12 protein-coding genes are annotated in these 13,551 nt (G+C 57.4%); 2 read left to right on the forward strand and 10 right to left on the reverse strand.

Annotated elements, in window-relative coordinates:
• Positions 1-14 precede the first annotated feature (14 nt).
• Positions 15-1,658 (forward strand): fatty acid--CoA ligase, encoded by a 1,644-nt coding sequence (locus AC1D1M_RS16240; protein WP_477776431.1) that lies wholly within the window; start codon positions 15-17, stop codon positions 1,656-1,658.
• A gap of 318 nt (positions 1,659-1,976) precedes the next feature.
• Positions 1,977-2,321, forward strand: a complete 345-nt coding sequence (locus AC1D1M_RS16245) for a potassium channel family protein (protein ID WP_477776432.1) — start codon at positions 1,977-1,979, stop codon at positions 2,319-2,321.
• Positions 2,322-2,564: 243 nt separating this feature from the next.
• Here AC1D1M_RS16245 and AC1D1M_RS16250 read toward each other — a convergent pair whose 3' ends face one another.
• From AC1D1M_RS16250 to AC1D1M_RS16295, 10 genes are all read right to left on the reverse strand, one after another.
• Positions 2,565-2,786: a formate dehydrogenase subunit delta gene (locus AC1D1M_RS16250; protein ID WP_046040259.1), complete on the reverse strand. Its 222-nt coding sequence runs from the start codon at positions 2,784-2,786 to the stop codon at positions 2,565-2,567.
• On the reverse strand, positions 2,783-5,665 hold the full coding sequence (gene fdhF / locus AC1D1M_RS16255; protein ID WP_477776433.1) for a formate dehydrogenase subunit alpha: 2,883 nt from the start codon (positions 5,663-5,665) through the stop codon (positions 2,783-2,785). Before fdhF ends, AC1D1M_RS16250 begins: the two co-directional genes overlap by 4 nt.
• Positions 5,662-7,221 carry a formate dehydrogenase beta subunit gene (locus tag AC1D1M_RS16260; protein ID WP_477776434.1) on the reverse strand — a complete coding sequence of 520 codons (1,560 nt, stop codon included), beginning with the start codon at positions 7,219-7,221 and terminating at the stop codon, positions 5,662-5,664. Before AC1D1M_RS16260 ends, fdhF begins: the two co-directional genes overlap by 4 nt.
• Positions 7,221-7,697 carry a formate dehydrogenase subunit gamma gene (locus AC1D1M_RS16265; protein ID WP_046040265.1) on the reverse strand — a complete coding sequence of 159 codons (477 nt, stop codon included), beginning with the start codon at positions 7,695-7,697 and terminating at the stop codon, positions 7,221-7,223. Before AC1D1M_RS16265 ends, AC1D1M_RS16260 begins: the two co-directional genes overlap by 1 nt.
• 672 nt (positions 7,698-8,369) lie before the next feature.
• A complete protein-coding gene (locus AC1D1M_RS16270) occupies positions 8,370-8,810 on the reverse strand; it encodes a hypothetical protein (RefSeq protein ID WP_277534841.1) in 441 nt (146 codons plus the stop codon).
• Positions 8,811-9,072: 262 nt separating this feature from the next.
• The gene (locus AC1D1M_RS16275; protein ID WP_477776435.1) at positions 9,073-9,387 is read right to left on the reverse strand and encodes a DUF3077 domain-containing protein; all 315 of its coding nucleotides are present in this window, start codon (positions 9,385-9,387) and stop codon (positions 9,073-9,075) included.
• A 345-nt stretch (positions 9,388-9,732) separates the two neighbouring features.
• Entirely contained in the window at positions 9,733-10,233 is a 501-nt protein-coding gene (locus AC1D1M_RS16280; protein WP_477776436.1) for a DUF4411 family protein, read from the reverse strand.
• Entirely contained in the window at positions 10,230-11,366 is a 1,137-nt protein-coding gene (locus AC1D1M_RS16285) for an ImmA/IrrE family metallo-endopeptidase (RefSeq protein ID WP_477776437.1), read from the reverse strand. The genes AC1D1M_RS16280 and AC1D1M_RS16285 overlap by 4 nt, the downstream gene beginning before the upstream one ends.
• Before the next feature lie 171 nt (positions 11,367-11,537).
• On the reverse strand, positions 11,538-11,849 hold the full coding sequence (locus tag AC1D1M_RS16290; RefSeq protein ID WP_477776438.1) for a DUF3077 domain-containing protein: 312 nt from the start codon (positions 11,847-11,849) through the stop codon (positions 11,538-11,540).
• A 472-nt stretch (positions 11,850-12,321) separates the two neighbouring features.
• Entirely contained in the window at positions 12,322-13,383 is a 1,062-nt protein-coding gene (locus AC1D1M_RS16295; protein ID WP_477776439.1) for a DUF4062 domain-containing protein, read from the reverse strand.
• Positions 13,384-13,551 lie beyond the last annotated feature (168 nt).

Here is a 13,551-nt window from a genome sequence, read left to right on the forward strand (position 1 = left end):
AAGGAACCTTAAACATGATGGCGACAAAAATAATTCCTCCCGCCGACGGCGCTTATGCCTATCCCTTGCTGATCAAGCAACTGCTGCTGTCCGGCGTGCGCTACCAGCCGGGCCGGGAAATCGTCTACGCCGACAAGCTGCGCTACAGCTACCAGACCCTCAACAAGCGTATTCGCCGCCTGGCCAATGCGCTGACGGCGGCCGGGGTCAAGGCCGGTGACACCGTGGCCCTGCTCGATTGGGACAGCCACCGTTACCTGGAATGCTTCTTCGCCGTGCCGATGATCGGCGCGGTGCTGCACACCGTGAACATTCGCCTGTCGCCGGAGCAGGTGCTGTTCACCATGAACCACGCCGAGGATGACCTGGTGCTGGTGCATGATGATTTCCTGCCCCTGGTCGAGCAGATCCACGGTCGTCTGGAAACCGTTAAAGGCTACCTGCAGCTCACCGATGACGAGGCGACCACCACCTCGCTGCCGGTGCTGGGCGAATACGAACACCTGCTGTCCCTGGCCCCGGACCAGTACGACTTCCCCGATTTCGACGAGAACTCGGTCGCCACGCTGTTCTACACCACCGGCACCACCGGCGACCCGAAAGGCGTGTACTTCAGCCACCGGCAACTGGTGCTGCACACCCTGAATGCCGTCGGCACCCTGGGCGTCTATCAGGGCCAACCGCTGCTGCGTTCCGACGATGTGTACATGCCGATCACGCCGATGTTCCATGTGCACGCCTGGGGCGTGCCGTATGTCGCGACCCTGATGGGCATCAAGCAGGTCTATCCCGGCCGCTACGAGCCCAACAGCCTGGTCAAGCTGTACCGCGAAGAGAAGGTGACCTTCTCCCACTGTGTGCCGACCATTTTGCAGATGATCCTCAACTGCGAAGAAGGCAAGGCGACCCGTTTCGACGGCTGGAAAATGCTCCTGGGCGGCAGCGCGCTGACCCTGGGCGTGGCCAGCGAAGCCAACGCCAAAGGCATGGTGGTGCACGCCGGCTACGGCATGTCCGAGACCTGCCCGTTGCTGTGCCTGACCTACCTGCGCGATGAAGACCGCCAACTGTCCGCCGAGGCCCAACTGCCGACGCGCATCAAGACCGGCACGCCGGTACCGATGGTCGACCTGAAGATCATCGACGCCGAGGGCAATGACGTGGCCCATGATGGAGAGTCCCTGGGCGAGATCGTGGTGCGCGCGCCGTGGCTGACCCAGGGCTATCTGAAAGCCCCGGACAAAGGCGCGGAGCTGTGGCACAACGGCTGGCTGCACACCGGCGACATGGCCTCGATCGACCCATTGGGCGGCGTGGAAATCAAGGACCGCATCAAGGACGTGATCAAGACCGGCGGCGAGTGGATCAGCTCTCTGGAGCTGGAAAGCCTGATCAGCGAACACCCGGGCGTGATGTCCGTCGCCGTCGTGGGCATCGTCGATGAACAGTGGGGCGAACGCCCGATGGCCATGGTCGTCTGCGAGCCAGGGCAATACCTCGACCGCAAGATTCTGGAGGTTCATCTGCAAGCCTTCGTCGATGGCGGGCGCATCAACAAATGGGCGATCCCCAAGCAGTTCAAGTTCGTGACCGAAATCCCCAAGACCAGCGTCGGCAAGATCAACAAGAAGCTGATCCGGGAAACTGAAACGAACTGAGGGATAAACCTGTCACCGTCCCCGATGGTCGCAACTTAATTGTAGGAGCGAGCTTGCTCGCGATGGACTCGAGAGCGCCGTGGGCTATCAGGTTTTCAGCGTTATCGTTAACGACCATCGCGAGCAAGCTCGCTCCTACATAAATCCATCGGTGCCAGGCGGTTTCTGGATAGTTTGCGGGGCGTCATCTTTGTCATAGTCCTCGCCAGAGATAACGCCCCGTCGGTCGCAGTTTTCAGCGCTTGTGCCAAGCTGAACGGGGTATTGAACCGCCGCGCATTCAACTGCCGGTCAGTCAAGCCCCAGGAAGCCCATGCCATGAACCTCGCTCGTGCATCAAACGTCCGCAAAGAGTTCTACAAAGCCGTCTGGTTCTATTTCAAAGTGGTGTGGCCGATTTTCTCGATACTGCTTTTAGTGATCATTGCTATCGGCCTCATCATCGCCCAACTGGAAGGCTGGAGCCCTGATGACGGTGTCTACTTCGCCTTCGTGACGGGCCTGACCATCGGCTATGGAGAACTGGTGCCCAAACTGGGTGTCTCGCGAGTGCTGGCGATCCTGCTGGGTTTCAACGGCGTATTGATGACGGCGACATTCGCGGCGATCAGTGTCCGGGCAATTGAAGTGACCGTGACGGCGACGAGGAAGGGGGAGGAATAACACTGTAGGAGCGAGCTTGCTCGCGATGGCGTCAGCTCAGTCAGCTTGATGTTGAATGTGCCGGCCCCATCGCGGGCAAGCCCGCTCCCACAGGTTTATGCGTCGATTACAACACTCGTATACGACACGAACCCTGTGGGAGCGAGCTTGCTCGCGATGGCGGTGTATCAGCCAGCAAAAATGCTGAATGTTAAGCCCTCATCGCGAGCAAGCTCGCTCCCACAGTTTTTTGCAGCCAGCAGGCTAAGCCTCCCAACCCGCCCCAGTCACCGCCGCCTGCACCAGCGGGTGCAAATCCGCCCCCTGGTGCTCCGTCTGCCAGGCCAGCAATTCCTTGCGCATGCTCGGCGCCCAGTACATCTGCATATGATTGCGCACGCTGAGCACCGCCTGTTGCTGGTCCGGCTGGCTGGCAAAGTACTGGGCGATCTGGTTGGCCATCTTGATCAGGTTGTCCGTGCTCATCGACGTACCTCCGCTTTCGCGCCCCGGCCCTGACGACGTTCATCGAGCAAACGTTGCTGTTCCTCGCTGAACTCCTGGAAGCGCTTCTGCCACTCCGAAGGGTGATAAACGCGGCTGACTTCCACGGCGGTGACCTTGTACTCCGGACAGTTGGTGGCCCAGTCGGAGTTGTCGGTAGTGATGACGTTGGCCCCCGATTCCGGGAAGTGGAAGGTGGTGTACACCACGCCCGGGGCGACCCGTTCGGTGATCCGCGCACGCAGTACGGTCTGGCCGGCGCGGCTGCCGATGCCGACCCAGTCACCTTCGTTTATGCCACGGCTCTCGGCGTCGCTCGGGTGGATTTCCAGGCGGTCTTCGTCATGCCAGGCGACGTTATCGGTACGCCGGGTCTGGGCGCCGACGTTGTACTGGCTGAGGATGCGCCCGGTGGTCAGCAGCAGCGGATAGCGACTGTTGACCTTTTCCTCGGTGGGCACGTAGCCAGTGAGCATGAAGCGCCCCTTGCCACGCACGAATTCTTCGATGTGCATGGTCGGTGTGCCGTCCGGTGCCTCGGCGTTGCACGGCCATTGCAGGCTGCCGTGGCGGTCCAGTTCGGCGTAGCTGACGTTGGTGAAAGTCGGCGTCAGGCTGGCGATCTCATCCATGATTTGCGACGGATGTTGGTAATTCATCGGGTAGCCCAAGGCATTGGCCAGGGCCACCGTGCCTTCCCAGTCGGCCTTGCCGCCCAGCGGGTCCATGACCTTGCGCACCCGGGAGATGCGTCGCTCAGCGTTGGTGAAGGTGCCGTCTTTTTCCAGGAACGAGCAGCCGGGCAGGAACACGTGGGCGAACTTGGCGGTTTCGTTGAGGAAAATGTCCTGCACCACTATGCATTCCATGGCCGACAGAGCCGCGGTGACGTGCTGGGTATTGGGGTCGCTCTGGGCGATGTCTTCGCCCTGGCAATACAGGCCCTTGAAGCTGCCGCCCAAGGCTGCCTCGAACATGTTGGGGATACGCAGGCCCGGGTCGGGTTGCAGGGTGACGTTCCAGGCCTGTTCGAACTGCGCTCGTACCACCTCGTTGGAGACGTGCCGGTAGCCGGGCAGCTCATGGGGGAAGGAACCCATGTCGCAGGAGCCCTGGACGTTGTTCTGCCCGCGCAGCGGGTTCACGCCCACGCCTTCGCGGCCGATGTTGCCGGTGGCCATGGCCAGGTTGGCGATGCCCATCACCGAAGTACTGCCCTGACTGTGTTCGGTGACGCCCAAACCGTAGTAGATCGCCGCATTGCCACCGGTGGCATACAGGCGCGCAGCGGCACGGATGTCGGCAGCGGGTACACCGCAGACAGGGCCAAGGACTTCCGGCGAGTTATCCGCACGGCTGACGAACTCGCTCCACTGGGCGAAATCGCCAGGCTCACAACGGGCGTCGATAAAGTCTTGTTTGAGCAGTCCTTCAGTCACGATGACGTGGGCCAGTGCGTTGAGCATGGCGACGTTGGTACCGGGGCGCAGGGCCAGGTGATACTCGGCGCGGGCATGCACCGTATCCACCAGATCGATGCGACGCGGGTCGATGACGATCAGCCGCGCGCCTTCACGCAGGCGGCGTTTGAGTTGGGAGGCGAACACCGGGTGGGCGTCGCTGGGGTTGGCGCCCATCACCAGGATCACGTCGGCCTGCATCACCGAGTCGAAACTCTGGGTGCCGGCGGACTCGCCCAACGTTTGCTTCAGGCCATAGCCGGTGGGCGAGTGGCAGACCCGCGCACAGGTGTCGACGTTGTTGTTGCCGAAGGCGGCACGCACCAGTTTTTGCACCAGGTAGGTTTCTTCGTTGGTGCAGCGGCTGGAGGTGATGCCACCAATGGAATCGCGACCATATTTTTGCTGCAGTCGGCGGAATTCACTGGCGGCGTAGGTCACCGCTTCATCCCAGCTGACTTCCTGCCACGGGTCGCTGATGTTTTTGCGGATCATCGGTTTGGTGATGCGATCCGGGTGGGTGGCATAGCCCCAGGCAAAGCGCCCCTTGACGCAGGAGTGGCCGTGGTTGGCCTGGCCGTTCTTGTCCGGAACCATGCGTACCAGTTGGTCGCCTTTCATCTCGGCGCGGAACGAGCAGCCCACGCCGCAATAGGCGCAAGTGGTGATCACGCTGCGTTCGGGCTGACCCAGTTCGACCACGCTTTTTTCCATCAGGGTCGCGGTGGGGCAGGCTTGCACACAGGCGCCGCAGGACACACATTCCGAATCGAGGAAGTTCTCGCCACCGGCGGCGGCCACCCGGGATTCAAAACCGCGCCCGGTAATGGTCAGGGCAAAGGTGCCCTGGGTTTCTTCACAGGCGCGCACGCAGCGATTGCAGACGATGCACTTGCTCGGGTCGTAATCGAAGTAGGGGTTGGAGGTGTCTTTCACGTCCTCCAGATGGTTCTCGCCTTCATAGCCGTAGCGCACTTCCCGCAGGCCGACCTGACCGGCCACGGTTTGCAGCTCGCAGTTGCCGTTGGCCGAGCAGGTCAGGCAGTCCAGCGGGTGATCGGAGATGTACAGCTCCATGACGTTGCGCCGCAGGGTCGCGAGCTTAGGCGTCTGAGTGTGCACGCTCATGCCTTCGCTGACCGGCGTGGTGCAGGACGCCGGATAACCGCGCATGCCGTCGATCTCCACCAGGCACATGCGGCAGGAGCCGAAGGCTTCCAGGCTGTCGGTGGCACAGAGTTTGGGAATGGTGGTGCCCAGCAACGCAGCGGCGCGCATCACCGAGGTGCCTTCGGGCACGCTGATGCTGCGGCCATCGATGTTCAGGGTGACTTGCACCTGGCTGTCGCGGGCCGGAGTACCAAGGTCGATATCGGTTTTCGGGTCGAAGAGAGTGATCATTGTTCGGCCTCCGAGGCTTGCAGACCGAAGTCAGCGGGGAAGTGCTTGAGGGCGCTGGCCACGGGATAAGACGTCATGCCGCCCAACGCGCACAGCGAACCGTATTGCAGGGTGTCGCACAGGTCCTTGAGGATGATCACCTGCTCATCGCGACTGTTCTGGTCCGGCGCGGCCAGCAGACGGTCGATCACCTCGACGCCACGGGTCGAACCGATGCGACATGGGGTGCATTTGCCACAGGATTCCTCGGCGCAGAACTGCATGGCGAAACGCGCCATGCGGGCCATGTCCAGGGTGTCGTCAGCCACCACCACACCGCCGTGACCGAGCATCGCGCCGATGGCCATAAAGGCTTCGTAATCCAGCGGCGTGTCGAACTGCGAAGGCGGCACCCAGGCGCCAAGCGGGCCGCCCACCTGTGCGGCTTTCAGCGGCCGACCACTGGCGGTACCACCGCCGTAGTCTTCCACCAGTTCGCGTAAGGTCAGGCCAAAGGCCCGTTCCACCAAGCCGCCATGACGAATATTGCCCGCCAGCTGGAAGGGCATGGTGCCCAGGGAACGGCCCATGCCGTAATCGCGGTAGAACTGCGCGCCCTTGGCCAGAATCAGCGGCACCGAGGCCAAAGTCAGTACGTTGTGCACCAGCGTCGGCAGGCCGAACAACCCCTGCAACGCCGGAATCGGCGGCTTGGCACGGACGATCCCACGCTTGCCTTCAAGGGAGTCCAGCAGCGCGGTTTCTTCACCACAGATGTAAGCCCCGGCCCCGACACGGACTTCCATATCGAAGGCCTGGCCGCTGCCGGCGACATTGGCGCCGAGGTAACCGGCTTCTCGGGCGATGTTCAACGCTGCACGCAGCGTGGCCACGGCATCAGGATATTCCGAACGCACATAGATGTAGCCGAAGGTGGCGCCGACGGTAATGCCGGCAATCGCCATGCCTTCGATCAGCAAGAAGGGGTCGCCTTCCATCAACATGCGGTCGGCAAAGGTGCCGGAGTCGCCTTCGTCGGCGTTGCATACGATGTATTTCTTCGCAGCCTGAGTGCCGCGCACCGTGCGCCACTTGATCCCGGCGGGGAACGCCGCGCCGCCACGGCCACGCAGGCCGGAATCGAACACCGCCGTCGCGGTCTGCTCGCCGCCAATGGCGATGGCCTGGGTCAAACCCTCGAAGCCGCCGTGGGCCCGGTAATCCTCCAACGACAGCGGCTGGGTAATGCCGGCGCGGGCGAACAACAGGCGTTGTTGAGTCTTCAGATAAGGCAACTCCTCCACCAGGCCCAAGGCCAGCGGATGAGCGGATGGCTCGCCTTGCAGTGCATCGAGCACCGACGGTACATCGGCCGCCGTCAGCGGGCCGAAACCGATACGACCTTGCGGGCTGTCCACCTCCAGCAACGGTTCCAGCCAATACAGACCACGCGAACTGGTGCGCTGCAACTCCAGCGGCAAATTGCGTTCCCGGGCCTGAGTGATCAGGGCCACTGCCACTTCATCGGCACCCACGGCACGGGCAAGGGAATCACAAGGCAGATAAAGAGTCGGCATCACGCGTCCTCCCGGCAAGCGTCGAGCAGAGCATCCAGACGCTCGGCACTGAGCCGCGCATGCACCCGCCCATCCAGCTCCAGCGCTGGCGAACAGGCACACGCACCAAGGCAATAAACCGGCCGCAAACTGATGCTGCCATCGGCACTGCTGCCGTGATCGTCCAGTTGCAGACGCTCGCGCAACTGCGCGGCCAACTGCTCAGCACCACGACTCTGGCACGACTCGGCCCGGCACAGACGCAAGATATGCCGCGCAGGCGGCGCGGTACGGAAGTCATGGTAAAAACTGATCACCCCACGAACCTCGGCCTGGCTCAGGTTGAGGGCATGGGCAATCTCGGGGACGGCGACATCGGGGATGTAACCGATGCGCTCCTGAATATCATGAAGAATGGGCAACAGCGCACCCGGGGTGCCCTTATGGCGCTCCAGCAGACTGTTGACCACAGGCAGGTGCAACATCTCATCAGGCATTCAGCAATCCTCACAGTCACGGACAAACCAGGTGGTTGTCGGTTGTCCGAAAGTGTCGGCTGCGGCATTCACACCACGTCACGGTATCGTGGCATCTACAGACCGTCGGCCAGGGCACCCTGAGCGGGCATCTTGTTGCGCCCGGCACGGTCTTCGCCGCACCTCAATAGGGGCATAAAAGCCAGATTGCCACGCGGCCCTTGAATCGGCTGCACCAGAGCGACGTGTTTGGTTCTGTCTACGACCTTGTATTGAGTCTAGAAGAATGAGGCATCAGGCGTCGTGCCAGAGGGGCGGTTGCTGGAGTTATGCACAGCGGATTGCCTGTGGAGAAGGTGACGATCAAGCCCGGCGGAAGGACTCGGAGGCTGGAAATCTCAAAACCGAATCCCTAGCATTTACTTCGAACCCGAGCAATCAAAAGCCCCGAAACCCCGGGGCCAATCCCACTAAACACACAAAGCCCCCTGTGGGAGCGAGCTTGCTCGCGATGGCGCCAGCCCAGCCACCACAAAAAGCCAAGCTGAAACCCAACCCACTGTAGGAGCGAGCCTGCTCGCGAAAAACGCAAGGCAATCAACATCTGCCGTTGAATGAGCACCGTCATACTGCAAACAGCCTGAGAGGGATAATCCCCCGCTCCCACGCTATGCATGGAAGCGGGGAAAACCCTTAACCAAGCTCACCACAGAAAATATCGGGATTCCCATCGGCCGGGCTTGTCCGCATCACCAGCGCGTATCCGCCGGACCGCAGCGAGTCATAAGCCATAGGCACGCTCTTCCAGAGTTGGATGCCCGCCTGCTCGTTGAAGTTGTCAGCCACGATGCGATTGAGTGAATAGGCCGGCTTGGGCTCGTGCCTGGCGCAGCTTCCCGAGTAGATATAGGTATACAAGTGCGCCGGAATTGCAGTGCCATTGGGTACACCGCCCACGAACAATGAGAGCGCCGTCTCACTACTGCTCAAGGGGGTCAGAATGGCCTGAGCGATATGCCCGGCATTGTAAGTAGTTGCATTCAAGGGAACGGCAACGATTTGCTTCGGGGCTGCACCAACCACGGAGATCCATCCTGCCGCTACCAGCAACGCCAGCGAAGTTACGACTTTCATCGTAAAACCTCCCGCCTTGTAAGGGCTCGTTGAAGAGATCCCCCACTGAATTTTAGTCAGCTGTACAAATCCTGAGGTTATTCGGATGGTCGGTCCAATAGCCATTGGGTTGTAGCAAACCCACTGTAGGAGCGAGCTCGCTCGCGAAAAACGCAAGACATCCACATATCCCGCTGAATACCCCGGCCACCGCAACCCAGCCCGTTCCCACAAGCGTCATGCCTGACTTCTGAAATCTGAAGCTATTTCAGTGTTTCAATCACTACCCCTCAGCCTTTACCCCCTCCGCTTGCCTGGAGGCCGGTGTGCAAGTCCGATTCCGCGTCAGCACCTTCACCGCATCATCCACCAACGCCTTGCTCAGCGAGGTCAGATAATGCGCGGCCCAGGCGTGACGGTCAGTGTCTCTGGCATAGGCGGCATCTTCAGTGAGTGTCTTGGCCAGGAACAGAAAATCGGAGGCCATGGATAACGCATCGCCGAGAGGAACGCCGCGAGTGACATGAAACAGCGCTTGATCCGCGCAGTAGATGGCCGGTGTTAGGCCGATGGTTTTGAGTTCAGGTTGTTCGGTCATTGGCCACCTCCGAGGATGGAGAGGCAATGGGGGAGGGTGTTACGCGATTGGAAATTTGTGAAAGGAAAAGCCAAATTTCGTACACGTTGACTTGGTCATTTGGCTGCGGCAGCATTGATGTCAATCGCGCCCGATCCTCTGGTGCTGGCTCAGTCCGGCATTACGTTCGGGCCTTCTTGTTTCTGGAGCATGGAAGTTGACTGCCCCAGCTTCTCATACGCCGTTGCGTACATACCTGAATTGGTTGAACTGCTGACCAGCAGGGGAATGAAAATCCATGACCTGTCTCGACGGCCAGGGTCGTAGCATTGATAGTGGGATGAACGACGTCTATTCCCTTTTTCTCTAAGAGTGGGTGCCAAGAATAAGTTTTGCATTAAGTGTGTCAAGCAGGTCGAATGCGCTTATATAAGGAACACTGAACTGCTGGCAAATATTTGGGATTTTGATTTTCTGACTTGTCGGAGGTACCAATACCTCGTGGGTCACGATTGTTTGTCCAGTTGCGCTTGCTTTTGCAATCAACCAAGGGTCGGCACCGTCGAGAAAGCGCATTTTTTCTGTTTGTTTAGGGAGTGGCAGGTCCATGACATACGTAGCAATCTGCGTAAAGGTCGTCTGTGTACTAGCGTCATCGACAGATAGGAAATGGTTTGGCCTTTCTTTCGCCCATCTGGATAGTTCGTCGCCGTAATCAACTAGCTCCTTGTATACAAGAGATACGCTGGATATTTTTCCGGCATTATAAGCGCTGTCTAACCAGTCCCAGAAACCAGGGCAAAAGCCCATTCGGTAATGAGTATTTTTCGCCTGTATGTAGGAGTTCGCATCTAGGAGATAACTCAAAATCCAAGTTCCTTTTTAGAGTAGTCAGATAGCTTGTGCGGCTTCACGCCAATCAGACGTGCTGCATCTCGATAAAGCATTCTTCCACTTAATGCTTCACTTGCCACTGCTGTAGCAAGCGTTTTGCTGACTCGCCCTGTCTGCAGTCTGTTGTATGGCGGCGTGCCATTCTTGCTGCGAGCTTTGTGCTCCGCGATCTTTCTGGCAATAAACGCACCATATTCAGATGGTGTTATGAGGTTGAAAGTCAGGGCGCGCCTGGCTATCACCCAGCTACTAACATGGAAAAATTTTGTTAAGGGGGGGATGTTTTCTTGCCACTCAATGTCCGCCTCCCAAGATGCGAGGAATTCGCGTTCGGGTGTTAATAGCTCTGCCGCTACCGCATTACACAAGATTTCTTCAGATCTATGATTGGCAGGGTCACCGTCAGACACGCCAGAACGACCTATCCATATATGAGACAGCTCATGAGCTAACGTGAACAGTCTTGCCTCAGGGCAGTCGGCTGTATTGATAAAAATGACGGGCGCTAATTTGTCGCTGATTGCAAAGCCACGGAACTCTTCTACAAGCAATGGCCGACTCGTATTGTTGTTAACAATACTGTTACGCATTACAAGGATACCCGCCGTTTCAATTTTGCTTACCAGGTCCTTGAAGTAGTCATCAAAATCGCCGCGGTTTGGTTTGTTGGGTATTCCTAAGGTCGCTCGGATGTCTGCAACGATCGCTGCCACGCTGTCGCTTACCGAAAACCTTCCGACAATTCTATTTTCAGTGACGCCTTGGCTGATCAGGTAGTCGCGATACCATTCTTGTCTTTCCATGGCCCACCTGATGGTATCCATGAGGGCGAGACTGTATCCGTGGTCACGTTTTCCATTGATTGTTCTGAGATCCGGCAGCGGAAGGCTTTCCACTGGTGGCTGAGACAGGTAAAGGTACCCAAACGGGATGTACGTCTGTCGGGCGTAATTCATGGCTTGGTTGAAGGAGGGCTTTTTCTTGCCTTGCTCCCAGGCCAGCACGTTGTCTTCCTGCGTACCAAGACTTTTGGCCAGGGTGCTCGTGCTCAGGGATGCTCGCTCACGCGCCCATCGCAGAACGTCCGGATTAATCAGCGCTTCCATGTGTGATTCCGTTTTGGTGTCATAACCATTCCAGCAAAATGCCTCTACACAGCCAATTCAAACGATAGCCGTATCTGACTACAAGGGAGGGGCGTCGTCACGTGTTTTTGGTCGCCGAGCGCTGTGTAATTGTAAGCCCCGAATTACTCGAGGCTCATCGGTTCTCAGGCGCTATCCTTCGGATTTCGCCGTCGGCTGCTTAGGTGTCGTTGCAGAAATACGATCCCGCGTCAGCACCTTCACCACATCATCTACCACCGCCTTCCCCATCGCCGTCAAATAATGCGCAGCCCAGGCGTGATAGTCCGTATCCCTGGCATAAGCCGCATCCTTGCTCAGCGCCTTGGCCAGAAACAGAAAATCAGAAGCTAGGGCCAACGCATCCCCGAGAGGAACATCACGAGTGACATGAAACAGCGCTTGATCCGCACAGTAGATCGCAGGTGTCAGGCCAATGGTTTTGAGTTCAGGTTGTTCAGTCATTGGCCACCTCCGAGGAGGGAGAGGCAATGGGGGAGGGGGTTACGCGATTGGGAATTGCGTAGAGGGGAGAGCCAAATTTCAAACGGATTGATACTGCGCATTATCCAACTCCTTGATATGGGGAGCTGCCACGTTCGTTACCACACGAATGGGTGACAGCTGTGCGCAGGGTGGTAAACCGGGAATCAAGGAAACCGGCACGCCCGAGGGCGTCCCACGCACAGCCGCCATAACTCACGCCGCAGGCATAAAAAAAGCGCCTGATGACGTGATTGGGGCGCTGTAGCGCCTTGAATAACTCGGGTTACCACACCCGGTCGCTGAATTGGCAGCGACGGAAGGAGGGTAGCGTGCGGACACTTTTCCTGCAACCTTTGACGAGTTGACTCTCAAAGGCACCGACTGCGAAGTGATGTGCTCAATCCCTATTTCTGCAATTTTCTTACCGCTCTCTATTTAGCTCATCAATGTTTTAGTTTGCTTCCGCGACGGGTGGCTCTATTGCGTCATCGGGACTACCTGGTTGTTCGACAACAGACGAAAGACCTGCTTCTAGTTGCACTCGGCGAATGTTTTTAAGGACCTTTTTGCCTGCAGGAGTTAGAGACCAGTAGTCGGTTTTGTCGCTTACAGAATGTTTCTTTTTTGAGGGCTCTACAAGATCCAGTGCAGCTAAGTCGGCCAATATTCCGGCTACGATATTGGAGCCAACTGGGTAATTGGTGAAATAACCAGTTCCCGACAAGCCCAAAGCTATGTTTTGAGCTATTCCAAGTTTTGAATTCTCACCAATCAAGTTTGGACCAATAAACTGAAACACGCTGGCAAGCGTGGTTGTGTGAAGCTTTCCTTTATCCCAGGTAGAGGTTTTTCGTACGCGAATTGAGCGCTTGTTAGATGATAGTATTCGGACCGCCGCATGGACTTCGTCTTCTTGGAGCAGTCGTGTACGATTTAATTTTTCCAGCTCCGTACGAAGCTCGGCGTTTTCGCTACTTAGACGCGTTAATTCTCTCGTGACTTCTGGTCCGGTTGCCGCATCTGCTCGTACCCACCCAGTACGTGGGTAGGCTGTAGTAGCCTTCATCAATGAAATTGAGATTTTGCCGTGCAACTCGTCTTTAGATTGCCAAAATTGAATCAATTTGGATTTTACTTTCTGTTTGAATTCAGTGAGCTTTGTTCTTAGTAGAGGGTCTTGCTCGTGTTGGTTGCTTGGCCAAGGTGCACCGTCTTCAATTACAAAGGCGAGTACCGGTACACCTAGGGATACTGCATAGTCGTATTCTTTTTCAGTGTAACTGGTGCCGGATGAGTCCAAAGATCCATATCGATGCGCTACCAATAAAACATAGTAGTCACTGTCCTGAATTTGACGGGATATTATTGCCCACTGTTCTTCGTCTGCGGCACTGAACATCTCCATCCCAATTGGGATGTGCCCCATGTCAAGCACTGCTTTGATTGCTTGGTCTCTATGGTCTCTGAGATCCTGAAATGTTGAGCTGATAAAAACTTGATATTTTTTTGACAACGGAGGGCACTCCTGTTGGTTACCAAAAGCTCCATCGAATTTATGGTGATTTTGAGCTTGATTTTAAGAAAAAAAGGACGGATCTATTATTCAGAAAATAAATCTATCCCTTTTGGTGAAAACAAATTCATCCCCATTTTTTCGGATCAAAAATCCACAGCTGAAGTT

It is taken from the genome of Pseudomonas sp. P1_F7 (assembly GCF_056405655.1).

Coding starts and splice junctions, on each gene's coding strand:
- AC1D1M_RS16285 (WP_477776437.1), bottom strand. CDS start 11,366: ATGGAAGCGCTGATTAATCCGGACGTTCTGCGATGGGCGCGTGAGCGA.
- AC1D1M_RS16290 (WP_477776438.1), bottom strand. CDS start 11,849: ATGACTGAACAACCTGAACTCAAAACCATTGGCCTGACACCTGCGATC.
- AC1D1M_RS16270 (WP_277534841.1), bottom strand. CDS start 8,810: ATGAAAGTCGTAACTTCGCTGGCGTTGCTGGTAGCGGCAGGATGGATC.
- AC1D1M_RS16250 (WP_046040259.1), bottom strand. CDS start 2,786: ATGAGCACGGACAACCTGATCAAGATGGCCAACCAGATCGCCCAGTAC.
- AC1D1M_RS16275 (WP_477776435.1), bottom strand. CDS start 9,387: ATGACCGAACAACCTGAACTCAAAACCATCGGCCTAACACCGGCCATC.
- fdhF (WP_477776433.1), bottom strand. CDS start 5,665: ATGATCACTCTCTTCGACCCGAAAACCGATATCGACCTTGGTACTCCG.
- AC1D1M_RS16260 (WP_477776434.1), bottom strand. CDS start 7,221: ATGCCGACTCTTTATCTGCCTTGTGATTCCCTTGCCCGTGCCGTGGGT.
- AC1D1M_RS16265 (WP_046040265.1), bottom strand. CDS start 7,697: ATGCCTGATGAGATGTTGCACCTGCCTGTGGTCAACAGTCTGCTGGAG.
- AC1D1M_RS16240 (WP_477776431.1), top strand. CDS start 15: ATGATGGCGACAAAAATAATTCCTCCCGCCGACGGCGCTTATGCCTAT.
- AC1D1M_RS16245 (WP_477776432.1), top strand. CDS start 1,977: ATGAACCTCGCTCGTGCATCAAACGTCCGCAAAGAGTTCTACAAAGCC.